Below are 15,202 nucleotides of genomic sequence, written 5' to 3' on the forward strand. Positions count from 1 at the left end.
TCGCAGGCCTCGACCTTCGGCTCGAACCTGTCGGTGGTGCAGAACCGTCAGGACTTCACCAAGAACCTCCAGAACGTGCTCGACACCGGCGCCTCCAAGCTCACCGATGCCGACCTCAACGAGGAGGCCGCGAACTCCCAGGCCCTGTCGACCCGCCAGTCGCTCGGCATCTCGGCCCTCTCGCTGGCCAACCAGGCCCAGCAGGGCGTGCTTCAGCTCCTCCGCTAAGCAACCGCCCACCATCACGACGCGACGAAGCGGCCGGGGCATCGCCCCGGCCGCTTTTTCTTTTTTGTCCGCGATGCGTCTTCGATCGTCGATCTTCCCTAATCACGCGCGCAGTCAGCCGAAATCTCAGACTTCATTAACCGGAATGCAAGGAACGGCGTGCTTAGTTAACCCTAACATCGCCTAAGCAAGACGGATCATCCCATGTCCTCGGAAGTCACGCTCTCTGCCGCCACGCGCCAGAACCTGCTCTCGCTGCAGGATACGGCGGCGCTCTCGTCGACGACGCAGAACCGTCTTTCCACCGGCAAGAAGGTCTCCTCGGCCCTCGACAACCCGGTCAACTTCTTCACCGCGCAGAGCCTGTCGAACCGCTCCTCGGATCTCGGCACCCTGCTCGACAGCATCTCCAACGGCGTGCAGACGATCCAGGCGGCCAACCAGGGCCTGACCTCGATCCAGAAGCTCGTGGACTCGGCCAAGTCGACCGCCAACCAGGCACTCGCCACGCAGCTCAACACGAGCGGAACAGCCGGTGCCGCCTTCTCCGCCGCTGCCGGCACGATCAATTTGCAGGTCAACGGCACCGCGGTCTCGACCACGCTGACCGCCAGCGACACCATCGACACGACCATCGCCAAGCTGAACGCGGTGGTCGGTCCCCAGGGCGCGGGCAACGCGTTCAGCAAGGACACGACCGGCACGAAGATCGTCGTCAGCGCCGGCGCCGACCTCGAGTTCTCGACGCCCGGCGACCAGACCGCGCTCGGCTTCACCAGCGGCACCGCCAACTCCGGTCCCCAATACGGCACCACCTCGACGGCGGGTCAGAGCTCGAACCTGACGGTGACCGGGGTCAAGGAGCGCGCGGCCCTCGCCAAGCAGTACAACAGCCTGCTGACGCAGATCGACCAGCTCGCCAAGGACTCGAGCTTCAACGGCACCAATCTGCTGTCGAGCAGCGCCACCACCAACAAGCTGCACATCTCGTTCAACGAGAAGGACACCTCGAACCTCGACGTGCAGGGCGTCGATGCTACCTCGGTCGGCCTCAGCCTCACGGCGATCACCGGCAACTCCGGTGCATCCTCGAATGGGCAGGGCAACTTCCTGATCGACAACGACGTCAAGACGACGCTCACCAGCCTGACGAACGCGTCCTCGACCCTGCGCTCGCAGGCCTCGACCTTCGGCTCGAACCTGTCGGTGGTGCAGAACCGTCAGGACTTCACCAAGAACCTCCAGAACGTGCTCGACACCGGCGCCTCCAAGCTCACCGATGCCGACCTCAACGAGGAGGCCGCGAACTCCCAGGCGCTGTCGACCCGCCAGTCGCTCGGCATCTCGGCTCTCTCGCTGGCCAACACCGCGCAGCAGGGCATCCTCCAGCTCCTGCGGTAGGCTGCGCCCACGCGCGTTCGGAGCGAGGTCGGGGCATCGCCCCGGCCTTTTTTCATGCGTGAGGCCCGGCGGCGATCGTGGGCGAGGCCGGAACGATTCGTTAACCATCGCAACGCGACAGTCGCGCGGGGGAGGCATCATGGCCCGACGCACGAATCATCGCGACCTGCCGGTCGCGTCCCAGCGACGATCCTCGACCGCGAGGCTGCTGAAGGATGCCTCGCTCGAGCAGCGCGCCGGACGGCTCGCGGCGGCCGAGCGGCAGTATCGCCGGGTGCTGGATGCCGAGCCGCAGAACGCCGAAGCCAACTACAAGCTCGGCATCATCGCGAGCCAGACCGATCGCGTCGCGCTGGCGGTGCCGCATTTCGCGGCCGCGTTGAAGGCGGGGCCGGACCAGCCGCATTACTGGCTCTCGCTCGCCACCGCCCTGCTCGGCGCCCGCCGGGTCGGCGACGCCCGCTCCGTGCTCGAGCGCTTCCGCGAGAAGCGCTTCGCCGATGCCGAGACCCAGGCGACGCTGACGGCGCTGATCGCCAACCTGTTCACCGAAGCGCACCAGCATTACGAGGACCGGCTGTTCAAGGACGCCGAGCCGCTGATCGACATGATCGTGATGCTCGACGCGGGCCACGTCGAGGCGCTGCACATGGCCGGCAGCATCGCCGCGCAGACGAACCGCCTGAATCTCGCCATCGACCTCCTGCAGATCGCCGTCTCCCTCGACGACGACGCGCCGGTGATCAAGGCGAATCTCGGCACGGTCCTCGCGCGCCAGGGACGCTACCGCGAGGCGAATGCCTGCTTCGACCGATCGATCGAGATCGATCCGAACAACCCGAACAGCTTCAGCAACTTTGGGGTCGCCCTGCGCAAGCAGGGCCGCCTCCGCGACGCGATCGACCGCTTCGACGAGGCGCTGCGGCTTTGCCCCGACTTCGCGCAAGCCCACAGCAACCGCGGAAGCGCCCTGATGGACCTGGGCCTGCTCGACGAGGCCATCGCCGCCTACGACGAGGCGCTGCGGATCGACCCGAGCCTGTCGTTCGTCCACAGCAACCGCCTGTTCACGAAGCTGTACTCCGCCGACTATACCGCCGAGGAACGCTTCGCCGACGCCCAGGCCTTCGGCCTTCGGTTCGCCGATCCGCTGCTGCGCCGCCGCCCGTTCGCGAACGATCGCGATCCCGAGCGCCGCCTGCGGGTCGGTTTCGTCTCGGGCGATTTCCGCGAGCATGCGGTCAACTACTTCTTCGAGCCTGCGCTGCACCGGTTCGATACGACGCAGATCGAGACCTTCGCCTTCTCCAACACGGTGAACGAGGACGCGGCGACGGAGCGCCTCAAGGCGAGCTTCGCCCACTGGCACTGCCTGTGCGGCCTCACCGACGACGAGGCGGCGGACCTGATCGAGGCGGAGGCGATCGACATCCTCGTCGACCTGTCCGGCCACACGGCCGAGAACCGCATCCTCGTCTTCGCCCGCAAGCCCGCCCCGATCCAGGTCGGCTGGATCGGCTATCCCGGAACGACCGGCATGTCGGCGATCGATTATCGCTTCACCGATCTCCACGCCGAACCCCCCGGCGTCGGCGACGACCTCAGCGTCGAGGCGCTTTGGCGCCTCCCGCGCGCCGGCGCGTGCTACCAGGCCCCCGCGGCCTCGCTGCCGCTGGCCGATCATCCGCCCTCGGAAGACAACGGCTACGTCACCTTCGGCTGCTTCAACCGCTTCACCAAGGTCAGCGACGCCGCGCTCGAAGCCTGGGGCCGCATCCTCCACCGGGTCCCGGGCTCGAAGCTGCTCCTCGAGATCGCCGACGTGGACGAGCCGGCGACCGCGCGCCACGTCGCGGCGCGGCTCGAGCGCTTCGGCGTCCCGCTCGACCGCACGATCCTGAAGGCGCGTTCGCCGAGCAACCGCTACGTCCTCTACAACCAGATCGACATCGCCCTCGACCCGTTTCCCTACAATGGCGGCACCTCGAGCCTCGATACGCTCTGGATGGGCGTGCCGTTCATCGCCCTGGAAGGGAGCCACTTCGTGGCCCGGATGGGCCATTCGATCCTGACGAATGCAGGCCTGCCGGAACTCAGCGCTCCGACCGTCGACGCGTATGTGGATCTTGCCAGCCGCTTGGCCGAGGATGCGGGGTGGTTGCGGTCCATCCGCCACGATCTTCGCGGCCGCTTCGCAGCGAGTCCGCACATGGATCATCGTCTTCTGGCGGACGACGTCGTCGCGGCTTGGCGCATGATGTGGCGGCGCTGGGTCGCTTCAGCGCCTGCCCCCGCCGATCCAATCGGCAACCTCGAGTCTTAATTCGGCGTGACGTAGAGGACCGTGTCGAAGCCGTGGTGGCCATGCTGCCGCAGGCGGAACCGCGGGCGATCGTAGAGGTTGGCGACGATTTGTGGGATGTCCCATAGGTCCGAGGGACGATGGTAGACGCTGACGGCGACCGTCGGCCGCCGCGCCAGAAGCTCTGCCATGCCCTCCAAGGCGTCGCGTTCCGCCCCCTCGATGTCGAGCTTGACGTAGACCTCGCCGGAGCGGCTGAGAGCGTCGTCCAGTCTCACGACCCGAATCTCGGACGAGCCGATGGCCGCCGACTCGTCACTTGCCGGGTCGATCACCCGAGATGTCTCGCCGTCGCCCCCGGCGAAACGGACCATCGCATTCTCACGCGAAAGCCCCGCCTCGATCAAAGTGTAGCTGCCGATGGAGGCGCGGTGCCTTCGTGCGGTATCCCTGAGCGCTGCCATGTTACGCTCATCCGGCTCGAATGCGATCCAATCCTTCACTGCTACGCCATGGGCGAGCAGAGCTTCCAGCGTATCTCCATCGTAGGCCCCGCCATCGACGAAGGTGATCGGCTTCTCGAAGATCGGCAGAAACCTCGGGACATACGCTTCCGATGCGAAGGCGTCGGGCTGGTCCCGCGGATCCGTCGAGAGGCGATAGTCCAGCAGCTTGCAGAGCAAAGCCCGGCTCTCGTCGTCGGCCAAGCCATCGTGCAGCGCTTCGATCATGTCGAGGTGATCGATCATCAGCGCACGAGGTGCCAGCCAGTAGTTGTCCAAGGAAAACCCTGCGATCGCAAACAATAGCGCGGCGAACAAGATCTGCGCGAACCCGCGTTCCACAGCCCAATCGACGACAGCATCGTAGGGATGATGATTCATCAATCCATGCACGTAGGCCGATTCTTCGATCTCGGCATCGCCGAGATCGTCGGGATGGCGGCACGGTAGACCGTCGACGGTCGATCGCTTGTGCCCGGTCCGGTCGACGAAGCCCAGGACCGGCACGTCGAGCCGCACGAGTTCGCGCGCGATCCGCCTGCCGAAGCCGCCGGCGCCATAGATGTGACAGCCCCGCCCGACACCCGCGAAATCCTGCTCGGGGACGGCGAGGCCCCGGCGAAGGTCGGCAAACGCGGTTCCGCTCATCACGGCCTATCCTGTTCGGCGTGCGGCATCGGCGGTCCGGCGGATCGCCTGGTCGAGGGGGGTCCAGACGTCCAGGCCGAGGTCGCGCCGGGCCTTGGCGATCGACGGGACGTAGCGGTTGCGGTCGGCGCCGGCGCTGGGGAGGCCTCGGATCGCGATGCCGCGGCTCGACGGAATTTCTGCGGCGACCGCGGCCGCCAGGTCGGCGATGCTGATCGGCTGGTCCGAGCCGACGTTGTAGGCCGTGCCGGGCATGCCGCGCACGAGGAGCGTCGTCAGCCAGCCCGCCAGATCCGCCGCGTAGAGGTAGGAGCGGACCGGCTGCCCATCGCCCGAGACGACGATCGTCCGCCCATCCAGGGCGTCGCGGATGAAGTTGCCGATGGCGAAATGCCCGTCGAGCGGCAATCCCGGCCCGACGAAGGCGAAGGCCCGCGCGATCACGGCGGCCGTCGCCGTCCGGGCGGAGACGATCGTGCACATCTGCTCGGCGAGCCGCTTGGCCTGCCCGTAGGCCGAGCGTGGATCGAGCGGATCGCAGGCGCCGGGGTGATCGTCCGGAATCGCCGCGAGGTCCGGCGGTTGCCGGCCGTAGACCGCGCCGGAGCTGACGTAGAGGAAGCGGCCCACCTCCGCAGCGGTCGCGAAGTCGAGGACGCGCCGCGTGCCCTCGGTGATCGACGCGATCAGCGTCATCGGATCGCGATCCGCCGCCGCGCTCGTATCCGTCGCCGCGTGGATCACATAGGTGAAACGTCCGGCCGGAAAGGCGAAGGATCGCACGTCGCCGGCGATCAGCCGGACGCAGTCGAGTTGCGCGAGATCGGGCGAGGCGCGAAGGAACCCGCCGGGATCGCGCGAGAGGACGGTGACCATGAGATCGATCGGCAACGTGGTCCGCGCGCGCGCCAGCAGCGCGAGCAACCATCGCCCGAAGAAGCCGGTCCCGCCGGTGAGGAAGATCGAGGCCCGATCGAGTTCGGCGAGCGCCGGGGCCACGCGGGCGATCACCACATCGAGATCGCCCGAGGCGATGCCGCCGAAGCCGTCGCTCACGCGGGTGCGCGCCGGACGATCAGGTGCTCGGGCACGGTCTCCGAGGCCGGATCGAGCGGAACGATCATGTTGGCGCGGAACTCGTCGCGCGGCAGCAGCGGCGACATGTCCTCCAGCGGCATCGAACGCATCGATCCGTCGGCCTGGGGCAGGGCCGCCGATTTCGGGAACAGCGCCTCGGTCTCGATTACGCGCACGTCGACGAGGAGCGGCCCCGGGTGATCGAGCGCGCGCCGGATGCCGTCGCGCAGGTCGGCGACGTCCGAGATCGCGAACGCGTCCCAGCCGAAGGTCTTGGCCAGCGCGACGAGATCGGGGATGTCGAGCTTGGCCTGCGGCCCGCTGCCGACGTAGCGGCCCTCGAAGTAGGTACGCTGCGTCGTGCGGATCGAGGCGTAGCCGTTGTTGTTGAACACGAACATCCGAACCGGCATCCCGAGGCTGGCAATCGTCTGCAGTTCCTGCACGTTCATCATCAGCGAGCCGTCGCTCTCGATCCCGACGAAGGGCCGGCGGTCGGACGCCATGTAGGCGCCGATCATCGCCGGCAGGCCGTAGCCCATCGCGCCGAGACCCGAGGTCAGGAACACCCGCTGGCCCGGCTTGTTCTGGAAGCCGGTGTGGAAGAACTCGACCGCCAGGCCGGAGCTTCCGGTGACGATCAGGCCGTCCTCCGGCAGTTCCTCGGACAGCATCTGGGTCAGGTGGAAATGGCCGATCGGCCCTTCTGTCGGGAAGGGCGTGCCGTCGTTGATCGGATAGCGCCGCTTCCAGTCGGCGCAGCGCGCGAGCCAGCCGGACCGGTCGACCGGCGCGGCCTCGCGCGCCCGCGGCAGCAGCCGTCCGATGAAGTCGCGCGCGTCGGCCTCGATCCTCAAGGAGAAGCCGGCATTCTCCGAGAACTTGGCCAGCTCGGCGGCATCGACGTCGACGACGACCTTCTGCGCGTGGCGGCCAAACTTGGCCGGGTTGTGCGCGGTGACGACGTTGTCGAGGCGCGCGCCGATCGCGATCACGAGGTCGGCGTTCTGGACCGCGAAGTTCGGCGCGCGCAGCGCCACCGTGCCGGGCTTGCCGACGCTCAGGGGATGGGCCGCCGGGATCAGGTCGGCGGCGTTCCACGTCGTCACCACCGGGACCTGCAACGTCTCGTAGAGCTCGCGGAACGCGCCAGCCGCCTCCGCCAGGCGGATGCCGTGCCCCGCCAGGATGATCGGCCGCTCCGCCCGCGCCACCATGCCCATCACGGCATCCAGCTGCGCCTCGGTCGGGCCGGTGCTCGCGTCGGGCGACGGCGGCGTGAAGCCGGCGAGCGCGGCGACGTCGATCGTCGCGTTCTGCACGTCCAGCGGAATGTCGAGCCAGACCGGCCCGCGCCGCCCCGTCGTCGCGCGGTGCACCGCCTCCTCGAGATGCCGGCGGATCGCCGCCGGCTCCATCACCGTCGCGGCGTATTTGGTGATCGGCCGCACGATCGAGACGATGTCGACCTCCTGCGGCCCCATCTGCCGGACGCCGCTCGCGCCGATGAGGTCGTCGCGCTTCACCTGTCCCGAGATGATCAGCAGCGGCACGGACTCGATCCAGGCGCCGGCGCATCCGGTGATGGCGTTCGTCGCCCCCGGGCCCGTCGTCACCAGGGCGCAGCCGAGGCGCCCGTTCACCCGCGCATAGGCTTCGGCCGCGATGGCCGAGGCCTGCTCGTGGTGGTTCGGGACGTAGGTCAGGGCGCGGCAGGCGCCGACGGCGTCGACGAGGTACATCGCGCCGCCGCCGGGCACGAGGAAGACGCAGCCGACCCCTTGGGCGGCCACGAACTCCGCGACGTAATCGGCCAGGCGCCGGAGATGGGTGGTCATCGCGGGTCGGTCTCTCGGTGGTGCGGCAGGCTCGGAGATCGGCCGGGGGCGTCGGTCAGGCGAGCCAGTAGCGCAGGAAGGTCTTGCGATCCGGGTTCTGCCCGATCGCCGGATCGGTGTAGAACGAGTCGTCGACCGCGTGGGTGGAGGAGATCTCCTCGAACACCGCCCCGGTCCGGCTCTCGAAGGCGTGCCGCGTGCCCGGCGTGATCGTCACCACCGAGCCCGGCCGGCAGACCTGATCCTCGCCGTCGAGCCGCAGGACGAGATCGCCGTGCAGCATGTGGAAGGTCTCCTCCTTGCGCGCGTGGTACTGCTCGGGATGCGACTGCCCCGGCAGGACGACGATGAGCTTCTTGCAATAGCCGCGGTTGACCACGGTCACCATCGTGATGCCGACCCGATCGAACTGGTCGAGACCGTAATGGTGCGAGATCTCGAGCTCGGCCTCGCCCGGCACCACCCCGCGGCTCTCGCTGAGCAGGGCCTTCACACTCTCGACGATCGACAGGATCCGTGCCCGGACCTCCTCCCGCCGCGTGGCGGCGGACGTGACCGGGGCCGCGGCGGGGATGTCGTCGGTCGCGGTGTAGTGCGTGTACTTCGACCAGTCGTTCGCGGTGATCTGGCCTGGCTGCGCGGGGATCGCGAAGAACACGTCCTCGGCCTTGAGCCGCTGTCCCTTGGCGATCGGCCGCTTCGCGAACACGCCCCGGCGCAGGTCGCGCAGGGCGTCGCGTTCCTCCCGCGATGGCTCGACCCGCTCTCCCGTCACCCCGGCGCAGGCATAGGCCTTCCGGGCCGAATTCAGCCAGGCCCGCGCCTGGGCGGGCGATGCGGAGTAGGCGTTGAGCGCGTAGGTTTCGGTCGGGACGCCGACATGCTTCTCGAACAGCGTAGCGCCCTTCGCGATCGCCATCGCGACGGGCAGCGTCTCGTTCGGGTCCTCGTGCGTCGAGTATCCGATGCGCAGGTGGGGATAGCGCGCGCGCAGGAGATCGATCTGGTTGAGCTGCAGGTCGCTTGCAGGCGTCGGATACTGCGCGACGCAGGTCATCAGCGCGAAATCGCGCTCGCGGTGGCGCATGAAGGATACGATGTTGTCGATGTCAAGCAGCTCGATCCCGGCGGTCGAGCCGACGACGGGCAGATCGGTCCGCCCGATCGCCTCGATCAGCGGCCAGTCGGTGAACGAGCAGCTCGCGATCTTCAGGATGTCGAAGCCGTCCGCGACGATGCGATCGACGGAGGCCTCGTCGAAGGGCGTGCACATGGCGTACAGCCCGTGCTCCTTGATCCGCGCGACCAGGCGGCGCGTCTGCGCGCGGTCCAGGCGGGTTTCGGAGAACCGCTTGATGTACTTGATGTCGGTCCGGCCCTGGAAATCCGGGTGGATGAAGGTGTCGAGCTCGCGGAACTGGAGCTTGATCGCAAAGGCGAAATCGTAGCCGCGGGCCAGGGCTGCGAATTCGTCGATGATGCGAAGCCCATGCTCGACGTCGCCCATGTGGTTGTTGGCGAGCTCGAAGATGAACAGGCGCTCCGGGATCAGAGAGGCGACAGGCGACGTCCGCGACAGTGACATGGGGTTGGTCTCGTTCAGCAGGGCGCTTCGGTGTGTCGTTCGCTGCGCCGGCACGTCCGCGACGCTCGAGCGGACGCCGCGGACGCGCCGGTGCTCGCCTCCATGGCGTCGTCCGGCGCGGGTCTGGCGATCACCGCGAATCTTCCCGGCGATCATAGGGGTGGTCGGGTGGGTGTCTCAAGCGGGCGACGCGAGCGGGCGACGATCGAGAAGACATGGCTGCCCTTGCCGCCGGCCGAGACCGGATGGGAGATCCGCGTCAGCGTCTCGAGGCCGGCCTGCTCCATCATCGCGTCGATCGCTTCCTCCGTGAAGAAGTTGACGTGCTCGTGCCAGTGCCGCTTCGCCGCCGCCCGATCCCCGGAGGCGGGAACGAGGCGGACGATGTCCTCGTGCGGGACCTCGAGGTACAAGATCGTCTTCGGATTCATCGCGGCCGCGATCTCGCGAAGCTGCTCGCGCGGAAAGGGCACGTGTTCGAGCACGTTGCTCGAGACGACGAGTTCGTAGGGTCCGGTCCGAGCTTGATCGAGGGTCACCCGCTCGGCGCCGGAAACGACCGGTTTGTCGGAGATGTCGTAGACGTGGTGGAGCGAGGCTCGGTCCTTGAACGGCGTGTTCACGCCGGTATCGCCGCCCCAATCCAACACGCGCGGCGCCGCCGCGACGTGATCGGCGAGGATCGCCTCGATCGCCGGGATGTAGGCGCTGCCGCCGAGCAGGATGTCGTTGCGGGCGCCGTATCCCGGCTCGAAGCGCTCGCGCTGGGCACGATAGGCGGGGCCGCGATAATCGGCGTAGAGCGCGGCCATCTCCGCGTCGTCGAAGCGCATGTCGAGAAAGAGCAGGCCGCAGCCCTCGCAGGCCAGCGTGTTGCAGACGCTGTAAGCGCGGCCGAGCGTCAAATCGCGCATCGCCCAGTCCGGCGTGATCTCAACGCTGTCCCAGCCGAAGATCCGATGGGCGAGGAACGGCATCAGCACCGCCGGGACGCGGCGCAGCGTCGTCCCATCGCAGCAGACGCAGCTTTTCGCGATCTTCATGCCGGCATCCCCGTGTAGCGCGCGATCTGGCTCGACAGGAGCTGGCGCAGCGGCGCGCCGGTCAGGTCCGAGCGATACAGCGCGACGCTCGCCGCCAGGCCCTGCTCCAGGCTCCAGCGCGGATGCCAGCCGAGGATGCGATGGGCCCGCGTCGAATCCAGGCGCAGCAAGCCGGCTTCGTGGAGCTGCCCCGGCACACCGGCTTCGTGCCAGCGCGCGTCGGCCGCCCACAGCCTGGCGACCGCATCGGCGACGTGGCGGACCGACACCTCGCCTCCCGCCGTCGGGCCGAAGTTCCAGCCCTGGCCGAGCAGGTCCGGCGCGTCGTGGGCGCGCTCGCACAGCACCAGGTAGCCGCAGAGCGGTTCCAGCACGTGCTGCCACGGACGGACCGCATCCGGGTTCCGGATCGCCACAGACCGCGCATCGCGGAAGCCCCGCACCAGATCCGGGATCAACCGGTCCGGCGCCCAGTCGCCGCCGCCGAAAACGTTGCCGGCGCGCGCGGTCAGGGTGCGCAGGCCGGCTCCGGGTCCGTACGACCGGGCGTAGGCGGAGGCGACGTGCTCGGCGCAGGCCTTGCTCGCGCTGTAGGGATCGTGGCCGCCGAGCGCCTCGTTCTCGCGGTAGCCCCAGGGCCATTCGCGGTTCTCGTAGCACTTGTCGCTGGTGACCACGAGGACGAGGCAGCCGTTCCCGCGCCGGCGGGCCGATTCGAGCACGTGGACCGTGCCCATGACGTTGGTCGCGTAGGTCTCGACCGGATCCGCGTAGGAGCGCCGCACCAGGGATTGCGCGGCGAGATGGAGGACGATCTCCGGCTCCGCCTCGGCCATCACGCCTTGGACCGCCGCGAGGTCGCGCACGTCGCCCCTGCGGTCGAGGAGGCCGTCGCCGAGCCCGGCGTCTCGAAACAGGCTCCGGCCTTCGAGGCAATCGCGCGAGAAGCCCGTCACGACGGCGCCGAGAGCGCCGAGCCAGTGCGCGAGCCACGCGCCCTTGAAGCCGGTATGGCCGGTCAGCAGCACGCGGCGCCCGCGCCAGAAGGCGGGGCTCGGCAGGGCGCCGGCGATCACCACCGCTTCCACGGCGCGGTGCCGTCGGCCCAGAGCCCGTCGAGATGGATCTTGTCGCGCAGCATGTCCATCGGATGCCAGAAGCCGTGGTGCCGGAACGCGGCGAGCTCCCCCTGCGCCGCAAGCGCCTCCATCGGTTCCTGCTCCCACATCACGTCGTCGCCCTCGACGAGGTCGAGCACCTGCGGCGACAGCACGAAGAAGCCGCCGTTGATGAAGTCGTTCGTCTCGGCCGGCTTCTCCTGGAACACCGCCACGCGCTCGCCGTCGAGCGCCATGGCCCCGAAGCGTGCCGCCGGCGACACGGCCGTCACCGTCGCGCGCTTCCCGTGCGCGCGATGGAAGGCGAGCAGCGCGTCGAGATCGACATCCGACAGCCCGTCGCCGTAGGTCATGCAAAAGTCCTCGTCGCCGACGTAGTTGCGCACGCGGCGCAGGCGGCCGCCGGTCATCGTCGATTCGCCGGTCTCGACCAGCGTGATCTGCCAGGGCTCGGCGACGCTGTTGTGGATGACGGTCGAATTGTTCTTCAGGTTGATTGTCACGTCGGACGTGTGCAGGAAATAGTTCGAGAAGAACTCCTTGATCATGTACCCCTTATACCCGAGGCAGATCACGAATTCCGTCAGCCCGAAGGACGAGTAGTACTTCATGATGTGCCAAAGGATCGGCTTGTTGCCGAGCTCGACCATTGGCTTGGGCCGGATCATGGTCTCCTCGCCGAGCCGTGTGCCGCGGCCGCCGGCCAAAATGACGACCTTCATGAGTGCCGTGCTCCCACCCTGCCCACACCGGTTCGACGGTACCCCGTAGTGTCAGGGCGTTTCCATTCCGTTAACCATACCGGACGATAGCTCGCGCGCGGCTCTCGCGCGATGCAGGGGCCTCGAACAGCCGCCCGTGCGACAGGAATGGGGAATGTCGGTGCATGGCGGACGGTGACGGGACGGAAGCGCCCACTCTCGACGCCACGGCCAGCGCGGACCGGATCCGCGACGAGATCCTGCGCCTCGTCGATCTCTACGCGTCGAAGGCCCATGCACCGCGCCCGTTCGAGGCCGGCGCATCGCCGGTTCCGGTGTCGGGCCGCGTCTACGGCGCCCCGGAGATGCGGCTGCTCGTCGATTCCGCGCTCGAATTCTGGCTGACCACCGGCCGCTTCAACGCGGCGTTCGAGGGGCGCCTCGCGCGCTTCATCGGCGCCCGCTACTGCCTGACCTGCAGTTCCGGGTCCTCGGCCAACCTCCTCGCGGTGACCGCGCTGACCTCGCATCTGCTCGGCGACCGGCGGCTCGTGCCCGGCGACGAGGTGATCACCTGCGCCACCGGCTTTCCGACCACCGTCAACCCGATCCTGCAGAACGGCCTCGTCCCGGTCTTCCTCGACGTCGAGATCCCGACCTACAATCTCGATGTCCGCGCGCTCGAGGCTGCGCTCTCGCCGCGGACGCGGGCGATCGTCGTCGCCCATACGCTCGGCAACCCGTTCGACCTCGGCGCCGTCACGGCCTTCGCCAAGGCGCACGACCTGTTCCTCGTCGAGGATTGCTGCGACGCGCTCGGGGCCACCTATGACGGCCGCATGGTCGGCACCTTCGGCGATGTCGGCACGCTCAGCTTCTATCCGGCCCACCACATCACCATGGGGGAGGGCGGGGCGGTTTTCGCCGGGTCGAGCCGGCTCAAGCGCGCGCTGGAATCCCTGCGCGACTGGGGCCGGGATTGCTACTGCGCGCCGGGCCAGGACGACACCTGCAAGAAGCGCTTCGACTGGAAGCTCGGCGACCTGCCGCACGGCTACGATCACAAATACACGTACTCGCATCTCGGCTACAATCTGAAGATCACCGACATGCAGGCCGCGGTCGGGGTCGCCCAGCTCGACCGGCTCGACGGCTTCATCGCGCTGCGCAAGCGCAACTACGCGCTGCTGAGGGACGGCCTGCGCCGGTTCGAGGACCGATTGATCCTCCCCGAGGCGACGCCGCTGAGCGAGCCGTCCTGGTTCGGCTTCCCCCTGACGCTGCGCGAGAGCGGCCGGCGCAACGACCTCTTGAAGCACCTCAACCGTCACCGGATCGGCACGCGGCTGCTGTTCGGCGGCAACCTCACTCGCCAGCCCTACATGCTGGAGCGGCGCTTCAGGACGGTCGGAGACCTCTCGGCGAGCGATCGGGTGATGAACGATACCTTCTGGATCGGCGTCTATCCCGGGATCTCGCCGGACGCGATCGCCTACATGGTCGACAGCATCGGCGCGTTCTTCGCCGGCTGAGCGCGCGCACCGGCCGCGCGGCGTCGGCGTGACCAGTACAGCTGGAACCGCCCGATGAAGACGTCGGCATCGACGGCGCGGCCGCCCTGGAGCGCCGACGGCGCGGTCCGCGAGCGGACGTAGTCGGCCATGATCCGCACGTTGCGGTCCGGGTACCAGTTCACCCCGACGCTGACGTCGCGCTCGATCCCGCCGCGGACCGTGCCGTCGTCGAGGTCGATCGCGCTGACGCGGGCGGCGACCTCGAACACGCCGATCCCGCCGCGGCTCACCCGCGCGTCCTCGCCGACCTTGACGCCCTCGAAGATCGCGTAGGTCGTGCCGTATTTCGGCGTCACCGCGTAGGCGCGGCCGGCGCCGTTGAGCACGTAGCTCGCCTCGACGTAGCCGCCCTGGAACGCGACCGATCGCGCCCCGTCGAAGCGCGACACCTCGGTGCGGATGTACTCGGCCTGGATCAGCAGCGGCCCGGTGCGGTAGGCCGCCTCCAGCCCGATCCGGCCGATGCTCGCCGCATCGCGGATGTCGCCGGTGTTCACGAACGGGCGGGCGAACAGGAAGGCCTCGGAGCGGCTCGACAGGGCGAGCGGCGTCTCGTCCCGCGGCAGGCTGCGATAGCTCCCGGCGATGCCGAGATGCAGCACCGCGTCGTCGGTGTGGATGGGCGCGAAGGTGGCGCGGGTGGTCGAGGCCACGCCCTCGCTGCGGATGCCGGTGTTGGCGTTGCCGCCGAAGACGCTGGTGACGACGCTCCAGTCCGCCCCGCTTCGGCCGATCGCGAAGCCGAAGTTGCGGGCCGGCGCGAACGCGTTGGCGAGCGAGCGTTCGGTGAAGACGGTGTTGTTGTCGCTGATCAGCTGATCGAGGCCGAACGGCTCCTTCATGTTGCCGACCGTAAGGATCATGTTCGGGATGCCTTTCCAGGCGATCGCCGCATCGTTGATCGGCCGCATCGGGTCGGCGAAATCGTACTGGAACGCGATCTCGATGGATTTGCCGAGCGTCAGGTAGCTCTCGATCCACGAGCGCCGGACGCCGACGTTGTCGGAGAACGGCTCGGCAAACCCCGGCTGGCGGATGCCGGCCGCCCCGAAATCGAGCTGCAGCTTGCCGCCGATCCGAAGCTGGGCCGCGTCGTCCGGGAAGCGCAGCGTGATGCCCTTGTCGTCGATCGTCAGCGTCTCGCCGTAGGGTCCGGCCAGCGGCGCGGCCGCGACGCCGCCGGC

The 15,202-nt window shown here is 68.4% G+C and carries 12 protein-coding genes; 4 read left to right on the top strand and 8 right to left on the bottom strand.

The genetic code is table 11. The annotated features are described in order from the left end of the window. From FV223_RS07220 to FV223_RS07230, 3 genes are all read left to right on the top strand, one after another. On the top strand, positions 1–228 hold a 228-nt coding region (locus FV223_RS07220), incomplete at its 5' end, for a flagellin (RefSeq protein WP_281407439.1). Positions 229–432: 204 nt separating this feature from the next. Continuing rightward, a complete protein-coding gene (locus tag FV223_RS07225) occupies positions 433–1,629 on the top strand; it encodes a flagellin (protein WP_147726165.1) in 1,197 nt (398 codons plus the stop codon). 139 nt (positions 1,630–1,768) lie between these two features. Continuing rightward, positions 1,769–3,952, top strand: a complete 2,184-nt coding sequence (locus tag FV223_RS07230; RefSeq protein WP_187276087.1) for a tetratricopeptide repeat protein — start codon at positions 1,769–1,771, stop codon at positions 3,950–3,952. Here the strand turns inward: FV223_RS07230 and FV223_RS07235 are convergent. The 7 genes from FV223_RS07235 to rfbF form a co-directional block, all read right to left on the bottom strand. After that, positions 3,949–5,082: an FkbM family methyltransferase gene (locus FV223_RS07235; protein ID WP_147726167.1), complete on the bottom strand. Its 1,134-nt coding sequence runs from the start codon at positions 5,080–5,082 to the stop codon at positions 3,949–3,951. The genes FV223_RS07230 and FV223_RS07235 overlap by 4 nt on opposite strands. Positions 5,083–5,088: 6 nt before the next feature. Then, positions 5,089–6,138, bottom strand: a complete 1,050-nt coding sequence (locus FV223_RS07240) for an NAD(P)-dependent oxidoreductase (protein ID WP_210247499.1) — start codon at positions 6,136–6,138, stop codon at positions 5,089–5,091. Then, on the bottom strand, positions 6,135–7,997 hold the full coding sequence (locus tag FV223_RS07245) for a thiamine pyrophosphate-binding protein (RefSeq protein ID WP_147726168.1): 1,863 nt from the start codon (positions 7,995–7,997) through the stop codon (positions 6,135–6,137). Before FV223_RS07245 ends, FV223_RS07240 begins: the two co-directional genes overlap by 4 nt. Before the next feature lie 55 nt (positions 7,998–8,052). Then, on the bottom strand, positions 8,053–9,582 hold the full coding sequence (locus FV223_RS07250; RefSeq protein ID WP_187276088.1) for an N-acetylneuraminate synthase family protein: 1,530 nt from the start codon (positions 9,580–9,582) through the stop codon (positions 8,053–8,055). A 152-nt stretch (positions 9,583–9,734) separates the two neighbouring features. Beyond that, positions 9,735–10,625: a class I SAM-dependent methyltransferase gene (locus FV223_RS07255; protein ID WP_147726169.1), complete on the bottom strand. Its 891-nt coding sequence runs from the start codon at positions 10,623–10,625 to the stop codon at positions 9,735–9,737. Then, positions 10,622–11,701, bottom strand: a complete 1,080-nt coding sequence (rfbG, locus tag FV223_RS07260) for a CDP-glucose 4,6-dehydratase (RefSeq protein ID WP_246689629.1) — start codon at positions 11,699–11,701, stop codon at positions 10,622–10,624. The genes FV223_RS07255 and rfbG overlap by 4 nt, the downstream gene beginning before the upstream one ends. Further along, positions 11,698–12,465, bottom strand: coding sequence for a glucose-1-phosphate cytidylyltransferase (gene rfbF / locus FV223_RS07265; RefSeq protein WP_147726170.1), 768 nt, complete (start codon positions 12,463–12,465; stop codon positions 11,698–11,700). Before rfbF ends, rfbG begins: the two co-directional genes overlap by 4 nt. 164 nt (positions 12,466–12,629) lie before the next feature. Here rfbF and rfbH point away from each other — a divergent pair, with 164 nt between their 5' ends. Then, complete coding sequence (gene rfbH / locus FV223_RS07270; RefSeq protein ID WP_147726171.1) at positions 12,630–13,976, top strand: lipopolysaccharide biosynthesis protein RfbH; 1,347 nt, start codon at positions 12,630–12,632, stop codon at positions 13,974–13,976. On the opposite strand, the gene FV223_RS07275 is transcribed toward rfbH, so the two are convergent. Next, positions 13,937–15,202 (bottom strand): porin (locus FV223_RS07275; RefSeq protein WP_348644784.1); only part of this gene is annotated, 1,266 nt, incomplete at its 5' end. The two genes, rfbH and FV223_RS07275, sit on opposite strands and share 40 nt — an antisense overlap.

This window comes from Methylobacterium sp. WL116, from assembly GCF_008039455.1.
Lineage (GTDB): Bacteria > Pseudomonadota > Alphaproteobacteria > Rhizobiales > Beijerinckiaceae > Methylobacterium.

What these genes read in the sequence shown, in the direction of transcription:
- FV223_RS07225 (WP_147726165.1), top strand. Translation starts at nt 433, where the DNA reads ATGTCCTCGGAAGTCACGCTCTCTGCCGCCACGCGCCAGAACCTGCTC.
- FV223_RS07230 (WP_187276087.1), top strand. Translation starts at nt 1,769, where the DNA reads ATGGCCCGACGCACGAATCATCGCGACCTGCCGGTCGCGTCCCAGCGA.
- FV223_RS07235 (WP_147726167.1), bottom strand. Translation starts at nt 5,082, where the DNA reads ATGAGCGGAACCGCGTTTGCCGACCTTCGCCGGGGCCTCGCCGTCCCC.
- FV223_RS07245 (WP_147726168.1), bottom strand. Translation starts at nt 7,997, where the DNA reads ATGACCACCCATCTCCGGCGCCTGGCCGATTACGTCGCGGAGTTCGTG.
- FV223_RS07250 (WP_187276088.1), bottom strand. Translation starts at nt 9,582, where the DNA reads ATGTCACTGTCGCGGACGTCGCCTGTCGCCTCTCTGATCCCGGAGCGC.
- FV223_RS07255 (WP_147726169.1), bottom strand. Translation starts at nt 10,625, where the DNA reads ATGAAGATCGCGAAAAGCTGCGTCTGCTGCGATGGGACGACGCTGCGC.
- rfbF (WP_147726170.1), bottom strand. Translation starts at nt 12,465, where the DNA reads ATGAAGGTCGTCATTTTGGCCGGCGGCCGCGGCACACGGCTCGGCGAG.
- rfbH (WP_147726171.1), top strand. Translation starts at nt 12,630, where the DNA reads ATGGCGGACGGTGACGGGACGGAAGCGCCCACTCTCGACGCCACGGCC.